This window comes from Bacteroides sp. QWL-09, assembly GCF_058683585.1.
The window spans coordinates 349641-370798 of sequence record NZ_CM178748.1; the positions used below are offsets into that span (position 1 = coordinate 349641).

General features: G+C 42.2%; 15 protein-coding genes and 1 tRNA gene. 10 read left to right on the plus strand and 6 right to left on the minus strand.

Going from position 1 to position 21158, the window contains the following annotated elements; translation table 11 throughout:
* Both AC4PG5_RS01430 and AC4PG5_RS01435 read left to right on the plus strand, forming a co-directional pair.
* Positions 1-1104, plus strand: coding sequence for an ABC transporter permease (locus tag AC4PG5_RS01430; RefSeq protein WP_492029716.1), 1104 nt, complete (start codon positions 1-3; stop codon positions 1102-1104).
* Positions 1105-1108: 4 nt separating this feature from the next.
* On the plus strand, positions 1109-2236 hold the full coding sequence (locus AC4PG5_RS01435; protein WP_492029717.1) for an ABC transporter permease: 1128 nt from the start codon (positions 1109-1111) through the stop codon (positions 2234-2236).
* A gap of 121 nt (positions 2237-2357) precedes the next feature.
* Here AC4PG5_RS01435 and AC4PG5_RS01440 read toward each other — a convergent pair whose 3' ends face one another.
* Positions 2358-2786 (minus strand): Hsp20/alpha crystallin family protein, encoded by a 429-nt coding sequence (locus tag AC4PG5_RS01440; protein WP_492029718.1) that lies wholly within the window; start codon positions 2784-2786, stop codon positions 2358-2360.
* Between the two features lie 237 nt (positions 2787-3023).
* Positions 3024-3497, minus strand: coding sequence for an alanyl-tRNA editing protein (locus AC4PG5_RS01445; RefSeq protein ID WP_492029719.1), 474 nt, complete (start codon positions 3495-3497; stop codon positions 3024-3026).
* Positions 3498-3792: 295 nt separating this feature from the next.
* Here AC4PG5_RS01445 and AC4PG5_RS01450 point away from each other — a divergent pair, with 295 nt between their 5' ends.
* From AC4PG5_RS01450 to AC4PG5_RS01465, 4 genes are all read left to right on the plus strand, one after another.
* Complete coding sequence (locus tag AC4PG5_RS01450) at positions 3793-3999, plus strand: hypothetical protein (RefSeq protein ID WP_492030659.1); 207 nt, start codon at positions 3793-3795, stop codon at positions 3997-3999.
* Positions 4000-4157: 158 nt separating this feature from the next.
* Entirely contained in the window at positions 4158-8021 is a 3864-nt protein-coding gene (locus tag AC4PG5_RS01455; RefSeq protein WP_492029720.1) for a TIM-barrel domain-containing protein, read from the plus strand.
* A gap of 79 nt (positions 8022-8100) precedes the next feature.
* Positions 8101-8565 carry a MaoC family dehydratase gene (locus tag AC4PG5_RS01460; protein WP_492029721.1) on the plus strand — a complete coding sequence of 155 codons (465 nt, stop codon included), beginning with the start codon at positions 8101-8103 and terminating at the stop codon, positions 8563-8565.
* A gap of 5 nt (positions 8566-8570) precedes the next feature.
* Positions 8571-9332, plus strand: coding sequence for a hypothetical protein (locus tag AC4PG5_RS01465; protein ID WP_492029722.1), 762 nt, complete (start codon positions 8571-8573; stop codon positions 9330-9332).
* 99 nt (positions 9333-9431) lie between these two features.
* Here AC4PG5_RS01465 and AC4PG5_RS01470 read toward each other — a convergent pair whose 3' ends face one another.
* On the minus strand, positions 9432-9851 hold the full coding sequence (locus tag AC4PG5_RS01470; RefSeq protein ID WP_492029723.1) for a hypothetical protein: 420 nt from the start codon (positions 9849-9851) through the stop codon (positions 9432-9434).
* A gap of 349 nt (positions 9852-10200) precedes the next feature.
* On the opposite strand from AC4PG5_RS01470, the gene AC4PG5_RS01475 reads away from it, so the two are divergent.
* On the plus strand, positions 10201-13425 hold the full coding sequence (locus tag AC4PG5_RS01475) for a SusC/RagA family TonB-linked outer membrane protein (protein WP_492029724.1): 3225 nt from the start codon (positions 10201-10203) through the stop codon (positions 13423-13425).
* Between the two features lie 11 nt (positions 13426-13436).
* Complete coding sequence (locus AC4PG5_RS01480) at positions 13437-14909, plus strand: SusD/RagB family nutrient-binding outer membrane lipoprotein (RefSeq protein ID WP_492029725.1); 1473 nt, start codon at positions 13437-13439, stop codon at positions 14907-14909.
* A 242-nt stretch (positions 14910-15151) separates the two neighbouring features.
* On the opposite strand, the gene AC4PG5_RS01485 is transcribed toward AC4PG5_RS01480, so the two are convergent.
* Both AC4PG5_RS01485 and AC4PG5_RS01490 read right to left on the minus strand, forming a co-directional pair.
* Positions 15152-17539, minus strand: a complete 2388-nt coding sequence (locus AC4PG5_RS01485; RefSeq protein ID WP_492029726.1) for a ligand-binding sensor domain-containing protein — start codon at positions 17537-17539, stop codon at positions 15152-15154.
* Positions 17540-17644: 105 nt separating this feature from the next.
* Positions 17645-17718: transfer RNA gene (locus tag AC4PG5_RS01490), tRNA-Arg, on the minus strand.
* A gap of 559 nt (positions 17719-18277) precedes the next feature.
* Here AC4PG5_RS01490 and AC4PG5_RS01495 point away from each other — a divergent pair.
* Both AC4PG5_RS01495 and AC4PG5_RS01500 read left to right on the plus strand, forming a co-directional pair.
* Positions 18278-19015 (plus strand): tetratricopeptide repeat protein, encoded by a 738-nt coding sequence (locus AC4PG5_RS01495; RefSeq protein WP_492029727.1) that lies wholly within the window; start codon positions 18278-18280, stop codon positions 19013-19015.
* A gap of 18 nt (positions 19016-19033) precedes the next feature.
* Complete coding sequence (locus tag AC4PG5_RS01500; protein WP_492029728.1) at positions 19034-19234, plus strand: hypothetical protein; 201 nt, start codon at positions 19034-19036, stop codon at positions 19232-19234.
* Between the two features lie 149 nt (positions 19235-19383).
* On the opposite strand, the gene AC4PG5_RS01505 is transcribed toward AC4PG5_RS01500, so the two are convergent.
* Positions 19384-21120 (minus strand): alpha-amylase family protein, encoded by a 1737-nt coding sequence (locus tag AC4PG5_RS01505; protein ID WP_492029729.1) that lies wholly within the window; start codon positions 21118-21120, stop codon positions 19384-19386.
* Between the last annotated feature and the right edge of the window lie 38 nt (positions 21121-21158).

The following is a 21158-nucleotide window of genomic DNA, read 5'->3' on the forward strand; positions in this document are numbered from 1 at the left end:
ATGAGACAGTTTTTGGCTTTTATACGAAAAGAGTTTTTCCATATCTTTCGTGATCGGCGGACGATGCTGATCTTGTTAGGTATGCCTGTGGTGCAGATCATTCTGTTTGGCTTTGCCATCACGACAGAAGTTAAGAATGTACGGATCGGGGTGCTCGATCCTTCATCGGATGTGGTCACTCGTCGGATTGTCGATCGTCTCGATGCGGGAGAGAATTTTACGGTGGTTCGTCATTTCCGTTCGCCGAAAGAGATGGAACAAGCTTTTCTTCGAAATGAGATTGATATGAGTGTTGTTTTTAATGCAGATTTTTCGTCCGGTTTATATACGGGGGAATCTGCCGTGCATTTGATGGCCGATGCCACTGACCCCAATATGGCGACGTTGCGAACGAATTATGCTTCCGGAGTGATCGCAGCTGTGCAGAGTGAATGGTTGGCATCCGACCAACAGCTGCAACCTATAGTTCCTCAGATCAAGTTGCTCTATAATCCTCAGATGAAAAGTGCCTATAATTTTGTACCCGGTGTGATGGGGCTCATTCTCATGTTGATTTGCGCGATGATGACGTCCATTTCTATTGTTCGGGAAAAAGAAACGGGTACGATGGAAGTCTTACTGGCCTCTCCGGTTCGTCCTTGGTCGATCATCTTAGCCAAAGCAGTGCCTTATTTCGTGCTGTCGTTTGTCAACTTGGCAACCATTTTGCTCTTATCTATTTATGTCTTAGATGTACCGGTAGCCGGTAGCTTGATCGGTCTGATTGGAGTCTCACTCTTGTTTATCTTTGTTTCGCTTGCATTGGGATTGCTCATTTCGTCGGTCACTCGCACGCAAGTGACAGCAATGTTGGTTTCCGGTTTGATGTTGATGATGCCGACTATGATTCTTTCAGGTATGATTTACCCGATAGAGAGTATGCCGATTGTTTTGCGGGTGATCGCCGATTTTATTCCGGCACGCTGGTATATTGATGCCGTGCGCAAAATCATGATCGAAGGGGTGCCGTTATGGTTCGCTGCGAAGGAGATTGCTATTTTATTCTTGATGGCAACTGTTCTTCTTGTGATTAGTTTTAAAAAGTTTAATTATCGGTTGGAGTAGGGTTATGAAGCTGAAATTTTTAATAGAGAAAGAGTTTAAACAGATGTTTCGAAACTCGTTTTTGCCTCGACTGATCTTGGTCTTCCCTTGCATCACCATGATCTTGCTGCCTTGGGCGGCTAATCTGGAGATTACCAATATTCGTTTGCATGTGGTCGACCGTGACCACAGTGTCCTCTCTCACCGTCTGACGAACAAAATAGCCGCTTCGACCTATTTTAAGATGGTTGGAGTAGATGGGAGTTATTTGTCGGGTTTGGAAGCTGTAGAGAGTGGTGATGTGGATATGGTGTGTGAGATTCCTCTCGATTTCGAAAAGTCGGTCAGGATTGGTGAACCGGTCGAACTTTTGGTAGCGGTTAATGCGGTGAATGGAACAAAAGGAGGGTTAGGTGGAAAGTATCTTTCATCGATCATCAATGAATTTGGACTCGATCTTCGACAAGATGGTTGGGGGACTGGATCTGAGGTGCTTCAATCTCATCGAACGCTTCCGACCATACAACTCTCTCATCAGTATCTGTTCAATCCGCACTTAAACTATAAACTGTATATGGTGCCTGCTCTGATGGTGATGTTGTTAACCTTGCTCTGTGGGTTTTTACCGGCATTGAATGTGGTGAGTGAGAAAGAGATCGGTACGATTGAGCAGATCAATGTGACTCCGGTATCGAAGTTCTTGTTTATATTAGCTAAACTGCTGCCATATTGGATTGTTGGATTTGTGGTTCTCACCATCTGTTTCTTTTTGGCTTGGGGATTCTATGGTATTGTTCCGGTTGGACATTTTTCTATTATTTATGTCTTTTCCCTGCTCTTTGTGTTGGTGATGTCTGGCTTTGGCTTGGTGATTTCCAACTATTCCTCGACGATGCAGCAAGCTATGTTTGTCATGTGGTTTTTTATGCTGATTCTAATCTTGATGAGCGGACTGTTTACGCCAATACGGAGTATGCCTTATTGGGCACAACTGATGACTTATCTCAATCCTTTGATGTATTTCATGGAGGTGATGCGTCTTGTCTATCTGAAAGGGAGCGGATGGCTCGATTTATGGCCTCAGTTTATGATCTTATTAGGTTTTGTTTTAGCCTTCAATATTTGGGCGGTTCGGAGTTATCGAAAAAACTGATCCAAGACTAATCGCTGTTGTTGGGTGAACATAAAAAATCCTCTTATCGTATTGAACCGTTGGAGGTTCATTAGGATAAGAGGATCGGTTAGGGGGGCTCCGTTAGAAGGGAGTCTACGATTTATTTAATCTCAATTTCTTTCTGTTTTTTCTCAATAGCTTCTTTTGAAACTTTGGGGAGAACAATCTTTAAAACGCCGTTATCCACCGCGGCGGAGATTTTCTCTTTATCGACATTGTCCGGTAAAATCATGGTTTGCTGACATTTAGAATAAGAAAACTCTCGGCGCAAGTAACGTCCTTCTTCGCTTTCTTCTTTTTTTTCAGTCTTCTTCTCCATGGCAACGACTAAGTGATTCTCTTCGTCAATGCGCACATTGAAATCGTCTTTCGTCATGCCCGGAGCGGCTAATTCTAATTTGTACTCTTTTTCGGTCTCAAATACATTGATGGCAGGGGTGTTTACACTTGGCCTTACCATCCAGTCGTTATCAAAGAAATCATTAAAGATACTTGGTAACCAACTTTGATTTTTTCTTACAGGCATCATAATTTAGTCTCCTATCTTTAGTTAAACATTCCATTAAACGCGAACTCCGTTTCTGATATGATCAGATCGTTGTTCGTTTATAATGAATCAAATAGTGTGCCGTTAGTCTTGTTTGCTACAAAAAGACGATTTGTCTCGAAAAACATGATTTTATGTCATTATATCGGACAAAATGTCGGTTGCTTATAAACGTCGTGTTTATATAACAACTGTTCCTATAAGATGGTTTGGTGAGACTTATTTTTCTATGAGTTTAAACCGCAATCGAAGGACATGAGATTCATCATTATAATCGTGACTGATGATTTTGAACTGACCAATTTCTGAGGTGTTATTGACGTGTACGCCAATGCAGGCACAATGGTCGTAATCGCCGATATGCACAATTCGCAACGTGTCACTCGCTTCATCGGGAAGTTTGCTCAAGTCGACCAATCCTTGTGCTTCTTCTTGAGTCATAAAGTCGATGGTTACCGGAAGGTGGGTTTCGATGACCGCATTAACTTGCTGCTCGATGCTTTCAAGTTCGGCACTGCTAGGGCAAGTTGACAGGATATAATCGCATTTACTTTTTTTGCGTTCGATATGGGCATTTTTTGAGCGTTCGCAGCCAAATCGTTTAACCATTGTTCCGTTTAGAATATGTTCGGCTGTATGCATTGGAGGATATTCTTGCTTGTGATGTGCGTTGAGTGTGGGTTGTTGTTCCATGTGAGTTGATTGATTTAGAAATGTAATGTATGGATAAAAAAAAAGGAGTACCGCTGTACTCCAACCTTTGTTAACCTTAAATCTAATACTATGAAAAACACAGTGCAAAGGTACGGAGTTTTTGGAAATGTGCAAATAACTCGGCTTTAAAAGTGTGTTTTATAACACAAATTAATATTTGTTTTTTATATGAAACAGTTTAAGAGCGTTTGCTTTCTTTTTTTGTGATTTAAGGTTGCTTTTTTAAGAAATGAAAACCTATCTTTGCCGGTGAACGCGTTTAAAAAATATTATGATGAGAAAATTATTATGTCCGCAATGTAAAATCTCGGCATTGTTTGTTAAGAATGAACAAGGAGAACGGTTATTGGTGAGTGTGATGGAGAATGGTGACATTATTCCCAAAGATCCCGATGCGTCTACCGAAGGATTCGATTTGACCGATATTTATTGTTTAGGATGCTCATGGCATGGCTCTCCGAAACGATTGGTGAAGCGTTAATCGGGTTGGCCACTTTCTTGGAATCGACTTGTCAGCTCTGGAAAGAGGCTGCTTTATCATTTTATTTCAATCATTCCTTATAGGCTCTAATATTTTTATTTATTTTTGTACATCATATAAATCGCTTTGATTTAAAACACATTAAAAACACATTAAGCATGAAAAACATGATGATCCCCGGTGGTCGGCATAAGGTGACTTTGCTGGCTCTGGCTTTTCCTCTCCTTGGGACGTATGTGCCGTCGCAAGCCTCAACTATTCTTTCTAAGCCGACTGAGATGGCTCAACAACAGGCATCTGTTTTGGGTATCCGGAAAATCAATCCTACAACGGTTGAAGTACGATTAACCCAAGATCAACGGGTAACGTTCGATTTTTACGGTGAGACTATTTTTCGCCTTTTTCGCGATCAGAAGGGAGGAATATTACGTGATCCGATAGCTGACCCTGCTGCTCAAATTCTAGTGAATCAGCCTCGTAAACCCCTGTCGAAATTAGTCGTTCAAGATGAAACGAATCAGGTGACGATCTCTACGTCCAAGATTAAATTGAGCATTGGACGCACAACCGGATTGTTGCAAGTGGTCGATTTGCGTACCGGTCGGACCGTGATAGAGGAAAGTATGCCAATTCTTTTTGAAAAGAACAATGTGGTTGTATCTCTGAAAGAACAAACCGGAGAATATTTTTATGGTGGTGGCGTTCAAAATGGACGTTTTTCGCATAAAGGGAAAACGATTGCTATTGTCAATCAAAACAGTTGGACGGATGGAGGTGTAGCCTCTCCAAATCCTTTTTATTGGTCGACCGCCGGTTATGGTATGATGTGGTATACCTTCAAACCGGGCAAATACGATTTTGGCTCAAGTGAGAAAGGGATGGTGAAGTTATCTCATGAAACGTCATATCTGGATCTGTTTTTTATGATTGATGAAGGTCCTGTCGCTCTTTTGAACGATTTCTATCAGCTGACCGGGCACCCGGTTCTGTTGCCGAAGTTCGGTTTCTATGAGGGGCATCTGAATGCTTATAATCGTGACTATTGGAAAGAAGATCCTAAGGGCGTTTTGTTTGAAGATGGCAAAAGATATAAAGAGAGTCAGAAGGATAACGGTGGAACCAAAGAATCACTGAATGGGGAAAAGAATAACTATCAGTTCTCTGCTCGTGCGGTGATTGATCGTTACCGTGATCATGACATGCCTTTGGGTTGGTTATTGCCTAATGATGGTTATGGAGCCGGTTATGGACAGACGGAAACACTCGACGGAAATATCCAAAATCTGAAAAGTTTAGGCGATTATGCTCGTAAGAATGGGGTGGAGATCGGACTTTGGACTCAATCGGATTTGCATCCTAAGGCTGGAATCAGTGCTTTGTTACAACGCGACATTGTTAAAGAGGTGAGAGATGCCGGGGTACGGGTTCTCAAAACCGATGTGGCTTGGGTTGGTTCGGGCTATTCGTTTGGATTAAACGGGGTGGCTGATGTGGGCCATATCATGCCTTATTATGGAAATGATGCGCGTCCGTTTATCATTTCACTCGACGGTTGGGCAGGCACTCAACGTTATGCCGGTATCTGGTCGGGCGATCAAACCGGTGGGGTGTGGGAATATATTCGTTTCCATATTCCGACTTATATTGGTTCGGGATTATCCGGGCAACCTAACATCTGTTCCGATATGGATGGTATCTTTGGCGGAAAGAATGCTGCGGTGAATATACGCGATTTTCAGTGGAAAACGTTTAGTCCCATGCAACTGAATATGGATGGTTGGGGAGCGAATGAGAAATATCCTCATGCTTTGGGTGAACCCGCAAGTTCTATTAACCGAACTTACCTTAAGTTGAAATCGGAACTGTTGCCATACGCTTATAGCTATGCGAAACAAGCGGTCGATGGTCTACCGCTGATTCGTGCGATGTTCCTTGATGATCCTAATGCTTATACGTATGGTACAGCTACTCAGTATCAGTTTATGTATGGTCAGGATTTTCTTGTTGCTCCAATCTATCAAGAGACGAAAGTCGATCAAGAAGGGAATGACATTCGTAACGGCATCTACCTTCCTAAAGGTCGTTGGGTGGACTATTTCAGCGGTGAGTTGTACGACGGTGGAGTGGTGATCAATAGCTTTGAAGCACCGATCTGGAAATTACCGGTTTTTGTGAAAGCCGGAGCGATTATTCCGATGGTGAATCCTAATAATAATGTGAAAGAGATTGATCCGACGGTGAGAATCTATGAGTGCTATCCGTATGGACACTCGCAAATGATGGAATACGATGACGACGGACGTACCGAGGCTTATCGTTATGGTCAGGGATGTAGCACATGGATTGAATCGGATGTCGATCAAAAGCAACGGGCAACGTTAACGGTTCATCCGAGTCAAGGCACATTCGACGGATTTGTAACAGAGAAGGCGACGGTGTTTCGAGTGAATGTGACTCAGCAGCCTAAACGTATTGCGGTGAAGATGAATGGTAAAACAGTTAAATTGACGGCTGTATCTTCTCTGCAGGAGTGGAATGACGGTACCAATGTTTTCTTCTATGAAGAGGCTCCTGAACTGAATCGTTTTGCCACACCTGATACCCCTTTCGCCAAGGTGAAGATGACGAAGAATCCGGTATTGCATGTGAAATTGGCTGCTGTTGATGTGACGTCGACTACGGTTCAATTGCGTCTTGATGGCTATCGATTCGAACCGACTGAGCGTCGTCGCGTAACCGATGGAACTCTTGTGGCGCCACGTGTTGAGATGGTGGATGCCAATGTTGCGGCTTATACTGTAAAACCAACTTGGGAAAAGGTGGCTCATGCCGATTATTATGAGGTGGAGTTTAACGGGATGCTTTATACCACGATCAAGGATACGGAACTTTTATTCGACGGACTGGACGCTGAAACGACTTATACATTCAAAGTACGTGCGGTGAACCGTCAGGGAGAATCTGAGTGGAGCGAATGTCGTGTGACGACGAAGAGTAATCCGTTGCAATTTGCTATTCACGGATTGAAAGGTGAAACCAGTTGCTTGAATCAATATGAGAGTCTTTATCGTCTGTTCGATTTTGAAGAATCGGGCGACACTTGGCACACCAAATATCGGGTGAATGCTATCCCGTTTGATATGACGGTCGACTTATGTAGTGTGAATACGATTGATAAGTTTCACTATTTACCTCGAAAAGATGGGGCTAATGGTATTATTTTGAAAGGTACGGTTTCTTATAGTCTTGATAAAATCCATTGGACAGAAGCGGGAGCTTTCGAGTGGAAACGAACTAATGAAACGAAGGTCTTCTCGTTCGCTAACCGGCCAACCGCTCGCTATATCCGATTGAATGTGACTGAAGCTGTGGGGAACTACGGTTCTGGACGTGAATTGTATGTCTTTAAAGTACCTGGTACCGAAAGTTGGATTCCGGGAGACATTAATAGCGACGGAAAGATTGATGAGAATGACTTGACTTCCTATACCAACTATACCGGATTGAGACAAGGAGATTCTGATTTTGAAGGCTATATCAGTATCGGTGATATTAATAAGAATGGACTGATCGATGCTTATGACATTTCTAATGTCACCACCCGTTTAGAGGGAGGAGCTTCGACCGATCGTGTCGATTCGATTGGTGGTAAGCTGACGCTTCAAGTCGATCGGACAACTTTCAAAAAAGATGAGTTGATCGAGATTCGGGTTAAGGGAGTTGATTTACATGCGGTAAATGCCTTTAGCTTTGCACTGCCTTACGATCAGACGGCTTATGAATATATTGGCTTCGAACCGATTGGTATTAAGAATTTGGAGAATCTGACTTACGATCGCTTGCATACTAACGGACAAAAAGCACTGTATCCAACCTTTGTTAATATTGGTGATAAAGAGGCCTTGAATGGAACGAGCGATTTATTCGTGTTGAAGTTTAGAGCTAAGCACAATTTGAAGTTCAACTTGAAAGCGATAGATGGAATGGTGGTTGACAAAAATTTGAATGTTTGTCCGTTCTAAACTAAAAGCGTTTCTATTTGTTGAAATAATATGTTATTTTTGCACTCGAAAGTAAAATTAATAAAAAAACGATAAAACGATGAGTAAAGTCATTATCAATTCTTATGAGGACTTTGAACAACATTTGGGTCAGGAATTAGGTAAATCTGATTATATCGAAATGACTCAAGAACGTATCAACTTGTTCGCTGATGCAACTTTAGACCACCAATGGATCCATGTGGATACCGAACGTGCGAAAGTAGAAAGTCCTTTCAATAGTACGATTGTTCATGGTTATTTGACTTTGTCTATGTTGCCTTACCTTTGGAATCAAATCATCGAGGTGAATAACTTGAAGATGATGATTAATTATGGTATGGATAAGATGAAGTTTGGACAGGCGGTATTGCCCGGACAACGCATCCGCTTGGTGGTTGGATTACATTCTTTGGCCAATCTTCGTGGAGTGATCAAGGCTGAAATTAAATTTGCCATTGAAATTGAAGGAGAAAAGAAGAAAGCCATCGAAGGTATTGCGACATTCTTATATCATTTTAATTAAAACAGATGGAATACGCAAAGCTGTTACGTTTGCTAACAGTCGATTGTAAAGATAATGGGGAACGGTTTATCGACCGTTCCCGTATTTCTGTACTCCAATCCCTACTTGCTGATACTTCTTATCAGCTGATTTATGAAGGTGAGCTTTCGTTGGTCTATGCTCAACCTGGTTTTTTTGACTCCTCTTTTAGAGTTCTTATTTCTTCTCATCTCGACTGTGTTTATTCATCTTGCTTTTTTCAGCAGGTGGATGAGCAACATTGGTGCGGGACATTCGATAATAGCGCGACTAATGCGGCAGTAGTCGATTTGATGCTTCGTCGTCTTCTTCCTCCTTTTGTGGCAATAGCCTTTACCGGTGATGAGGAAGTCGATTCACGGGGAGCTATTGAGGTACTGAAGTCTTTTAATACTGATGGAGTGATCGTCGATCGATGTGTTGTGCTCGATGTGAGCCATGAAGGATATGATGATGAGGCTGTTTGTTCTGTCGAGAACGATCGGAACTTCGATATCCTGACCGGTTATCAGTTGATCAATACCATTCAGAAAAGTAACTTGCCTTGTGTCTTCTTACATGATGCCGAACCTGATGAGACTTGGGAATATGGTCGAGGAGGGAATACATCCTCTTCTGCGATTCCTTGTTTGAGTTTATGTCTACCCGTTGGAAGAGGCGATATGCATTCCGATGACGGCGTTTATTTGCGTCGCTCGAGTATTGATGGGTATCAGTCTATTCTGATGGGTTTGATACAACCCGATTAATCTACTTCTCTCTCTAAAATAGAACTCTTAACTTTTATTCTATATCTATTCTTCTAGTTGCTTTTCTATCTATTTATTCATCCCTGATCCTATTTTACCTCAAAAGGCTTTTTGGGGGGTGCTGTTGTACTCTAGCCTGATTGCGGGGTTGGTCTCTTTTAAGATTTCCATCATGGTGATCGCTTCTCTCGGGGAGATGACTATGAAACCGGCTTCGTAATCTATTTTAAGTTGTTCGGGTCTCCACCAGCCGGGTTTGGCTAAATAGGAGACTTTATGAATATCTGTGATTACTCGTCTGTTTTTTAGCTTATTCTCGATCCATAACGAACCATCCTTTTTAATTGTGTAATGTTCCGTTTTATCTGCGTACCACATCGGAATGCTGAAGAACAAGCTAATTACTCCTCCCCAGACATTTAGTCCACATAATATTAATAGAATCAATAAAAGAGTGCAAAATAACAATAACTCGCCTAGCCAGATACAGCAGGTCCTTTTCTCAAATAGATGCTCCATGTGTTTCGTTATTAGATTCTTAAGGTGTGAGCAAAGATAGTTGTTTTTTTATAATGTCAAAAAATATGCTGTCTTTTAATTCGTAGATTTTTCGCTTGATCTTTGATTAATTTATTTTAAATCTTTCTCTGAAAATATAAATATGTTAAGTAAGTAATCGGTGCGTTACTTTGCTCTTTTTCTTGTAATAATATTCATTTTGTATTCATGGTGATTGTTTTTTCAACTTAAAAGTGATAAAATGTTTGGTATTCCTTTGTTTTTATTTTCTTTTTGTTTTTATTTGAACCGAAACGTTTAAGAGATTTATTATAATGTTATGTAGTTTTTTTAACAAAAAGAGAGATTTATGAAGAGAATTTTAACGTTGTTATTGATCTGCCTTTTGGTAGGAGTCGATTTTGCGGTAGCACAGTCGGCTAAGGTGACAGGAGTTGTGACGTCTGGTGATGATGGAGAGCCTATTGTAGGGGCTTCCGTATTAGTCGTAGGTACCAGCATCGGTACTATTACTGATATTGATGGTCGTTTCACTATGACTAGTATACCTAAAGACGCAAAGGAATTAAAGGTGTCTTATATTGGTATGACCACTCAGGTTGTGGCCATAAAAGGCGGAGTTGTAAATGTCGTTTTGCGTGGTGACACCGAAGTGTTGGACGAAGTTGTTGTTACAGCGATGGGTATCACACGTGAAAAGAAAGCTTTAGGTTATGCTATTCAAGAGGTGAGTAGTAAAGACATCACTAAAGGTGGCCAGTTGGATGTAGCATCTTCACTTTCAGGTAAGATTGCCGGTGTTCAGGTGACTAAAGCCGGAGGTGCTGTAGGTGCTTCTCAGCGTATTGTGGTACGTGGTAACAGTTCGTTCGGAAACAATCAGCCGTTGATTGTTGTCGATGGTGTACCTTTGGATAACTCACAATCGTATTCAGATGCTCGTAGCGGTAACTTGGATTTAGGTTCGGGTATTAATGATATTAACCCGGATGATATTGAATCTATTTCTGTATTGAAAGGTGGATCTGCTGCTCTTTATGGTATGCGTGCCGGTAATGGTGTGGTGTTGATTACTACGAAATCAGGAAAGAAGAAAGATCGTGGCGTTGTGGTAAACTACGATATGGACTTTACAGTCGACCGTGTTTCCAATTTGCCGGGATTACAAAACAAATATGGTCAAGGTTATAAAGGTAGCGAATACTACTATAACTATTACGTGGCTAATAAAGGTTATACAGGTTCTTATCAAGACTATGCTGTTGGTGGCGCAGGTTATGGCTTTAGCTATGTTGACGGTATGGGTAATGGAGTGAACGATAATGATGACGAAAGCTGGGGACCTCGTTTAGATAGCGGTTTGTTGATTCCTCAATACAACAGTCCTATTGTGAACGGTGTGCGTCAAGCGACGCCTTGGGCTTCGAACAAGAATAATATTAACGATTTCTTTGAAACAGGATTGTCTCAAAACCATAGCTTGTCGTTGACTAGTGCCGGTGAGAAGTCAACTGTTCGTGCTTCTTTAGGTTACCGTGATCAGACTGGTACGGTTCCAAATACCGGATTGAGAAAGGTCTCTGCACAATTGAGTGCCACTTACGCTTTCAATAAATATCTGGACTTTGATTTATCGATGAACTACTCTAACTCTAGTAGTGATAACTTGATTGCTACGGGATATACTGCCGGTAACCCTATGCAGTCGATTTTGCAATGGTTCGGTCGTCAAGTAGACATGAAGGACTTGAAAGCGAAGTATAATACTAAGGATGAGAATGGTCGTCCATACAACTGGAATCAAGCGTTCCACGTTAACCCTTATTATAACGTCTATAACAACCCGAATATTTACGACAGAGATCGTTTGTTTGGTAAGAGTTCTATTTTCATTAAACCAACCGATTTTTTAAAGATCGAAGGACGTTTGGGATATGACACGTACACCAATAAGGTTGATTCTCATATCTTATATGATACGGATAATCCTAACAGTTGGTTCCGTGAAATGAGAGAACAAAATCGCGAAGTGAATGTTGATGCGATTGTATACTACAACGACCGTTTCGGTAAATTGTCTGTTGATGTGTTGGCGGGTGCTAACTACCGTGATGTACAGTATAACTATAGTGCTCAGGGTGCCGGTTCTGAAGGTTTGACTATTCCTGGCTTGTATACGATGAGCAATGTTAAAGGAACGCCTTATACGAATATGGACCACTCACACATTCGTTCAAACTCGGTTTATGCTAATGCTTCATTAGGATGGGCTAGCCAAGTGTTTGTTGACATGAGTGTACGTCAAGATTGGTCGTCGACGATTTCTGAATCGTTCTTCTACCCATCGGTGAGTATGAGCTGGATCCCTACAGAAACGTTCAAGTCGTTACAATCGGATGTGTTGAGCTTCTTAAAAATTCGTGGTGGATTGGCTAAGATTGGTAATGCTACAGATGCTTATAAGACCGGTTCTTATTTCTCTGCAGCCGATTATACGATTAATGGTGAATCGCAATTCTATCATCCGACAACTGCACCTTACAATAATTTGAAACCAGAGAAGGTGTTGACTAAGGAAATTGGTTTGGAAGCTGCTTTCTTAAAAAATAGAATACGTTTCGACGTGGCATTATACCAAAAAGAGACTTCTGATCAGATTATGACCATTGAGGTGCCTCGTTCTACAGGTTACAGCTACTCGTTGATCAATGCCGGTAAAATCAAGAATAAAGGTATTGAAGTACAACTTTCGGGTGATGTGATCAAGACAAAAGATTTCCAATGGACGGCAAGCGTAAACTGGGCTAAGGATAAGAGCACCATCGAAGAGTTGGCTAGTGGCTTAGATACTTATACGATTGGTTCTAGCTGGAGTACTTATTTGTATGCAGTGAAGGGTGAATCTTGGGGAAGCTTGTACGGAGCCGGATTTACTTACGACAACGAAGGACGTGCCGTAGTTGGCGCTAATGGATTGCCAAAACTGACTGCTAATCAGAAGATCGGTGATGTGACTCCTGATTGGGTTGGTGGATTCCGTAATGAGTTCTCATACAAAGACTTTAGCTTTGGATTCTTGCTTGACTTCCGTAAAGGTGGTGACTTCTTCTCTGTCACTCAGATGTTTGGTGCTTATACCGGTATCTTAGGCTTTACTGCTGATGGTGATATCCGTGAGAAAGGGGTTGTTGTTGGTCAAGATGTTTTGAAGAACATGACCTTTGTTAACGAAGATGGTACGCCGAACGCGACTCGTGTGAGTGCTCAGTCGTTCTATTACAGCTACTACTCAAATAAGCAGTTGGATGTTTGTGATGGATCGTTTATCAAACTTCGTGAGGTTCACTTGACTTATAAAGTACCGGCTAACGTTCTGAAAAAGACTAAATTTATTAAGGGCGCTTCTGTTTCTTTGATCGGAAACAACGTGGCTAACCTTTGGTTATCTAGCAGAAATCAGGCTAAGATTGATCCTGAATCAAGTACTAGCGTTAGAAACTCGGGCGTTGGTTATGAGTCGAACTCAGTTCCTCCAACTCGTAGCATCGGATTCAAATTAGGTCTTACTTTTTAATTGATTATCGTATGAAAAAATATATATTAAACTACTATTTACTGTTCTTTTTAGGGGTGTTTACCTTTACAGGATGTACTGGCACTTTTGATGAAGTAAATACAGATCCGGATCGTCCTTCTGAAGAAATCGTTCCGTCAACCAATATTTTGGCTTATGCATTGCGATATGCATCGGATAATATGTTCGACGAGTGGTTCGATCTAAACGAATCTTGTGGATTTGCCGGTCAGGTGTCGAAACTGTCTTATCCTGAAGAGGGATACTACCTTTTCCGTCCGACGGTAAACAATAGCTCATGGTCTGATGTGTACGCTGTAGCTAGTAACTTACAGTCGATCATTAACAAGTCGGAGGTAGAGAATACGCCAAACATGAAGGCTGTAGCTCAAATCTTCCAAGCTCAGATTTTCCAAATCATCACCGACCGTTGGCGTGATGTGCCTTACACCGAGGCTTGCAAGTTCTCTGAAGGGATTATACAACCGAAGTACGACAAGCAAGAAGATATCTATCCGGCTTTGTTGAATACGTTGAAAGCTGCGGCTGATGCGTTGGATGAAGACGGCGACGAGATCGGTGCAGGTGATGCTCTGTTTAAAGGTAGCATTGTGGCATGGAAGCGCTATTGTAACTCTTTACGTTTGCGTTTAGCCGTACGTATTTCTAAAGTATCTCCGGCTATCGCTAAGTCGACTGTGGAAGAGATCATGGGCAATCCGGCTAAGTATCCGATCATCGAAACGAATGCACAAAGTGCGATGTTTATGTGGGGAAAAGAATATCCGGAACCATGGGCCGATTATTACAGAAGTCGTCCGAATGAATACGGTATCAGTGAGTTGATGGTAAACACCTTAAAAGCATACAACGACCCTCGATTGGCTGTTTATGCAGAGCCAACGCCAAAGAGCGTAGAGGCCGGAGGTAAAGAATATATCGGTTATCCTAACGGTTTGGAAGCTTATGCTTCTGTATCTGAAGTGTCGAAGATCGGTCCAAGATTTATGCAAAACCTATCTGGATTTACACCTTGGTTCCGTGCTTGTGAATCGTACTTCTATATTTCTGAAGCGGCTAAGCAAGGTTTCAATGTTGGAATGACTGCAGAAGCGGCTTATATTAAAGCGGTAACCCTCTCTCTTCAAGAAAACGAGATCGCTGATGCGGAGATCACCACTTATCTTGCCGGATTTGCTCAGTACGATGGTTCGGACGAACAACTTTATAATCAACTATGGATTGCATTATTTAAGCAAGGTATGGAAGCGTGGACAACCTTCCGTCGTAGCGGTTATCCTGCCGGCAACAGAATTGCTCCGGATAGTCACTATCCGGGTCACAATACACCTCCTTTCTGTTACTCTTATCCGGATACGGAAAGTAACTTGAATAAGGCGAATTGTGCAGAGGCTTCAGCATCTATTGTCGATTATTTTTGGGGACGCCAATGCTATTGGGATACGCGAACCAATGTACATTGATCGAATTTGCTCAGTCTCTCTTAAAGGGCTAAATTCTCTCTATATATAGCCTAAACTGAGTTGTTGGAACACCGTCTACGATGAGTAGGCGGTGTTTTTTTGGGTTTATCTGTTCTTCATCGGTGGCTGGTCTACAGCTTATAGAAACCTATAAAAGCTTATAAGAACTTTTGGGACTTTTTGGAGCTTATTGAATCCGGCTCGATCCTTTTTAAACGAGTTGAGAGCTTGAGAGGTTTCCTTTAAGCGTTGCTCTTTCTGGCCACTGTCCGTTCGTAAAGGAGATGGACGACTTCATCTTCCGCTTGATGGTTCGGATAAAGTTGTTCAATTTCTTTTCTGACATTATATTTATGACGAGTCACCATCGATTGATCCACATCGAGTATTCTAGAGATAATATTGGCATCGATATCTTCAATGAGTAGGAGTATGGTGATGTAATAGCGTTCCTTTCCCCGGCGCTTCATGAACGATAACTTGCTGAGTGCCGAATGATGATCGGCAAATAGCAGACACGCTTGTTTTAACTCTTGGCGCATTGCGAGAGTCTGATCGTTTTCTTTCAGTTCTAGTTGGTCAAATAGTCTTTTGGCTATGGTTCTGATTTCAAGAATTTCTTTCTCTATCTCTTCAGGGCTTTTCTCAGTCGTTTCGGGGATCTCAACCTTTTTCTTTCTGTGGAATAGGATGAGCGAGACAAGGAGTATCATCAAGCCTACGGTAACACCAATATAACCGCCGTATGATGTTTTCTCTTTTCCGATGGCGATTGGAATCAGTTTGGATTTTCCATCGAAGAAGAATAACCCCGATTTACATCCGAGCACCGCTTTCTTACCATTGACTGCAATGCACGATTTGTCGAAGGCCAAATCTTTAAATAATGGAGCAGACGATTCCGAATCGTCTAGTCCCTTAAAGCTTAGTCCGTAGTAATAAAGAACGAAGAAGCCTTCATTCGGGTTCTTTTCTAAAACACCGGCGATCGACTTGACATGCTTGATAGGTAGTAGGGTGGTGTCGTTATAGTTGAGGATTCCTAGCGATGTGAGTATATAGATTCTTTTTCCGTTGGCAATAATGTTGTAGGTGCTCTCGTATTTCGACAGGTCACGGATCGGCTTAAATAGTTCTTGTTTGCCTTTCAGAGGTTTGCCATATAAACCTTTGTTGAGTGTTGCCACATAAATACTGTCTTCTTTCTCGCAGATATCCACGATGTACGAATCGATGGTGTCTTTCTCTCCCGTCTTCAATAGAATAGGAATGGGGCGGACAATCGGGGACGATCCCTCATCAATGCGTGCTAAATATTTGCGGGTACCGATGTAGAGTTGGCGCTCGGTCGATGAGTAATAGAGCGTGTTGATGGCGTTGTTGTTTGTTCCGTTGGCTTGCTCTTTAGAGTCGTCGTATTGCAGTATGCATTGTGCCTTATTCTTTCTGATCTTATATAATTTCTTTCGAGTGGCCAGAAAGAAGAGGTTGTCTTCAGCTTCAATGAGTTTTACTACATCATTATTGACCATCGGTAAGTTTTTAATTTTACCTAACGGTTCCGATTGGACTTCGGGACGATTGTATTTAAACTGATATCGATGGAGCTTATTGTCGTTCGTGATAAAATAAATGGTATCACTATTCTTTTTGTCGCTCACTGCAATCACGTTCTCTTCGCAGGTTGTATTCTGATGTAAGGCAAAAGAGATCAGTTTATCTTGGCAAGCTAGATGTAGAAAATCATTGCCCATGAATCCGATCTGCTTGCCGTTGGTGCTCATATGATAGGGCAATTGTTGCTTTAATGTCTGGCCGTTTTTGGTGTACAGAATACTATTCCCGGTTACGCTCCATTCATCTCCTTCCAAGCCTTGACGATACAGGAGAAATTTCCCTAGGCGCATGGTGGTTTGAGTTCCATCGGGAGAACGCTTAACAATCGAATGGTCTAAAAGAGCGTATATGGTGTCGTTGTGTATTGAAAGGTGGGTTGCCCTATCGGCAATAACCGGTTTCTTGAAATCGGTTTCAGGATGACGGACGATAAAGAGTCCAAGGTCACTAGCCACATATAAGGTGCGATTCTTAATCATCAGATGATTGATGCCGCAGTTCTTATCCCGATTGCTTAGACCGAGTTCGATGGGTTGGAGTTCGGTTGCCTGACTGTCCTGCAAGTCCAATTGATACAAACCGTTGCTTGTCCCCACATATAAGAGGTGTCTTAGACTGTCGATGACCAGGCTATAAACGGAGTAGTTCGATCTCTTGCTTTGGGTATAATACGATTGCGTTAACCCGTTTTCCTTGCTGAATCGTTTTAAGCCGGCATCTCTGGTTCCGACAAAAAGCGATTGATCTCCGTCCTCTAAGATATCATATATTCGATGTCCGCTATTGATTGAATAGGTAGTGCTATTGTTCTTGATCTTTTCAATGATACATCCATCCTCTAGTCCGATGTATAGTTTATCTTTTTCTTGTTTAGAGGGGCTGATGCAAGAGATGGGAGCGTCGAAAGTCGTCGTGTTATAAATCAGATTCTCAGTCTCCGGCGTTTGTTTTTCGTTGCATGCTGAGAACAATAGTCCTATGAATACGGTAATTATTGATAGTTGGCCTTTCATACTTGTGGATTTAAGATTCTACAATAATAATGCATTTTGGTATAAAATCCTATAATATTATCGTTTTGAGACAAAAAAAGCCACATCGTTTGATGTAGCTTTTTGTGATTCCGAAGCGATTCGAACGCTTGACCCACGCCTTAGAAGGGCGTTGCTCTATCCAGCTGAGCTACGGAACCATCCTCATTTGCGCTGCAAAGGTAATGCCTTTTCTTGAAATACAAAAGGTTTTCTAAATCTTTTTTATTGATAAAATTCTTTGTTCTTAAAAAACAGAGAGTTAGGTTTTGATTTTTTTTCAGGAAGATTCGCTCAATGGGGCGTTTGGGCGTAAATGGAACTTTAATGGAGCTTTAATGGAACTTTTGATTGTGAATGGAGTTCTTTCAAACATCCTTTTTTGAGTTGGCGGATTCCAATTCATCAGAATATGGTGAAAAGTTACTGTCCGTGGGAGAGCCGTAGGATCAAGATGGAGTCCTTATCTGCTTAATAAGTGGTCGTCGTAGAACTCGCGTATGATTCTTGTCTATTCGGTATACGATTACCGTAAAATCGTCTATAATGATTGTGGACATAGCGTTATAAGGGGCATGACGAAAAGATTTCCGAATCTAGAAGGTTTGAGATGTTAATAAATGTATCATACCCTTCAAAAAATAAAAAAAGACTCGGCATACTTGCCTCTTCTTGATGAATATTTTACTTTTGAGACATTAACAAATAACATAATAAATTATGAAAAAACTTTTTTTATTATGCGTAATGGGGCTTGCTGCCTCTAGTTTATTTGCGCAAACTACTGATCCACTTGTTCTTAAAAATGAAGGTAGCAAAGCCTTTAACAGTAAAAATTACCCGGTTGCTTATGCAAAATATAGCCAGTATCTAAAGCAGACTAACAATCAAGATTCTGTAACCGCTTATTTCTGCGGTATGGCTGCAAGTTCATTGAAGAAATACAATGAAGCGGTGACTTATTATGATGTTGCTATTCAGAAGAACTATAATGCAGGTAATGCTTATGCTCGTAAAGCTTTAGCTTTGAAAGCTCTTAAGAAACAAGATGAGTACCTAAAAACATTGGAAGATGGTTTAGCTGTTGATCCTAACAACAAAACATTGGTGAAGAGCTTTGGATTGCATTACTTGAAAGCCGGTATCATGGCTCAAAAGGCTAATGATGATGCTAAAGCGAAAGAGTGTTACAAGAAGGTGAGTACGCTTTCTGATAAGAAGATGAAGACCGATGCCTTGTACAGCTTAGGGATATTGTGCTACAACAATGGTGCTAATATCTTGAAGAAAGCCACTCCTTTGGCTAATAGCGATGCTGACAAATATGCTGCAGAAAAAGCTTTGGCAGACGGTGAATTCAAAGAAGCTTTAGGTTATTTGGAAGAAGCAGTTACTCTTTCTCCTGAGAGAGCAGAGGTGAAAACCATTTTATCTCAAGTTCAGGATGCGATGAAATAATCGAATAGTATCCATCGGATGATGGGCATCATTGATGGACTGAAACAATCAATGCCGTTAACAGAAAAGAGTAATCTCTCTGTTAACGGCATTGTTCTTTTAAATCCATTGTTCTTTGTCAACGTCTCTTCCCTTTATCAAAAGGCTTTTATTCGCCCCGTTTTATTTGGAAAAATCTCTGCTGAAAAAGGACCGTACCTCAGCGCAAAAGGACCGTAGTGCAGCGACATAACGACCGTAGTGCAGTGCTACGACGACCGTAGTGCAGCGCTACAACGACCGCATCTCAGTGGCACAACGACCGTACCTCTTTTGGAGGCCAAACGTGCAGTCATTTAAATGCATCAGAGACTTTTTAATGCCTCTCACTAAAAAGAAATTTTCAAGATCTTTCCATAATACCCGTCGACCGTCGTTTCTGTCGCTTTATAAGGGAGTATGCTGATATTTTCGGTTTTTCCGGTTAGCAGATCGATGGCGGGGTACGAGTCGACTTGCGGCATTTGAAGATAATCGAATGCATGTGATGGCAGGTTTATGGCCACTTCTCTGGGTTCACTATCGAAATTGATCACAAAGAGCAACAGCTCGTTCCGATACTTTCTTAAGAACGTGTACTGTCGGTGTTCATTGAATTTCCAGCCGTTTTGATTCACATACATCAAGTCGAAGAAAGCGCCTTGGGTGATGGCCTGCTCGGTGCGAGAGAGGTTGAGTATCGTTTGATAACAGGCGCGCAGTGCTTTCTGTTGTGGGGTTAACTTCTTACCGTTGAAGAGCCCGCCATTCCTCCAATTTCTAAGAGACTCTATGCTCCAGTAATCGAAGATGCTGGTCCGTCCGTCTGTTCCGCTAAAACCCTCTTCGTCCATGCCGGGTTCACCTAGCTCTTGTCCGCAATAGATCATCATCGGATTGGTGTTCATGCAGGCTGATACGATGAGTGCCGGAAGAGCCTTACGCGGATCACCGGCAAAGAAAGGAGACGCAATGCGTTGCTCGTCGTGGTTCTCCAAGAAGTTCAGCATTTGTTTTTCCATTCCCCCCAAGCTCTGCCAACTCTGAGTGATGGCATTGGCCGAATCGTAGTTGCAGACAATGCGACGAAGGGTGTCGTATAGCCCCACTTTGTCGTAGAGATAGTCGAACTGTCCACGCTGTAGATAGTCGTTGTAGAGCGACGGGTTATAAACCTCGGCAATAAAAAGCAGATCAGGGTGATTCTCTTTCACCTTCGGGATGCTCCATTGCCAGAAGTCGACCGGTACCATCTCGGCCATGTCGCACCGAAAAGCATCCACACCTTTTGAGGCCCAGAAGGTCAGAATCTCAACCATCTTGATCCAGGTATCGGGAGTGGGAGAGAAGTGCGTGGTGCCTCCATTTTGATAATCGATGCCATAGTTTAGCTTGATCGTCTCATACCAATCGTTGGCTTCTGGATACGCATCGAACCGATTGTTTCCCGTGGCCTTAGCGGGAAATTCCCGATAGGGTTCGTTGGCACTACCTTTCATGTCGAACTGACCGGCTAATGCGGTTTCTGGGATGTAATAGAAATTGTTGTACGGACTGAAGGAGACTTCCGAATGATCGTTTTCGCCCAATTGTGCAATGCCTGTGGGTTGTGCATCCGAGTGGTATTGGCGAGCCACATGATTAGGAATAAAATCGATAATCACCTTTAGTCCCGCTTGGTGGGTACGGTCGACTAACGCTTCAAACTCACTCATGCGTTTCGAGACGCCGTCCGCAAGGTCGGGATCGATGTCGTAATAGTCCTTGATGGCGTATGGCGATCCGGCTTTTCCTTTCACCATGGCCGGGTGGTCGACCGCAATGTGATGGGACTCATAGCTGGTCTGGGTGGCATGCTCGATCACTCCGGTGTACCAGATATGTGTGGTGCCTAACGCCTTTATCTCCTCGAGTGCTCGCTTGTTGAAAGCCGAGAACTTGCCGCAGCCATTGGTTTGTATATCGCCATTTGGAAGGCAGTTGGCGTTGTCGTTGCCAAATAGGCGGGGCAAGACCTGATAGATGATTATTTTTTCTTGATGATTGATCGATTCGTTCACCGATTTGTTGACAGATTCGTTATTCATGATTTGTTGTGTTAGTTCTGAAGACATCCCTGGATTGG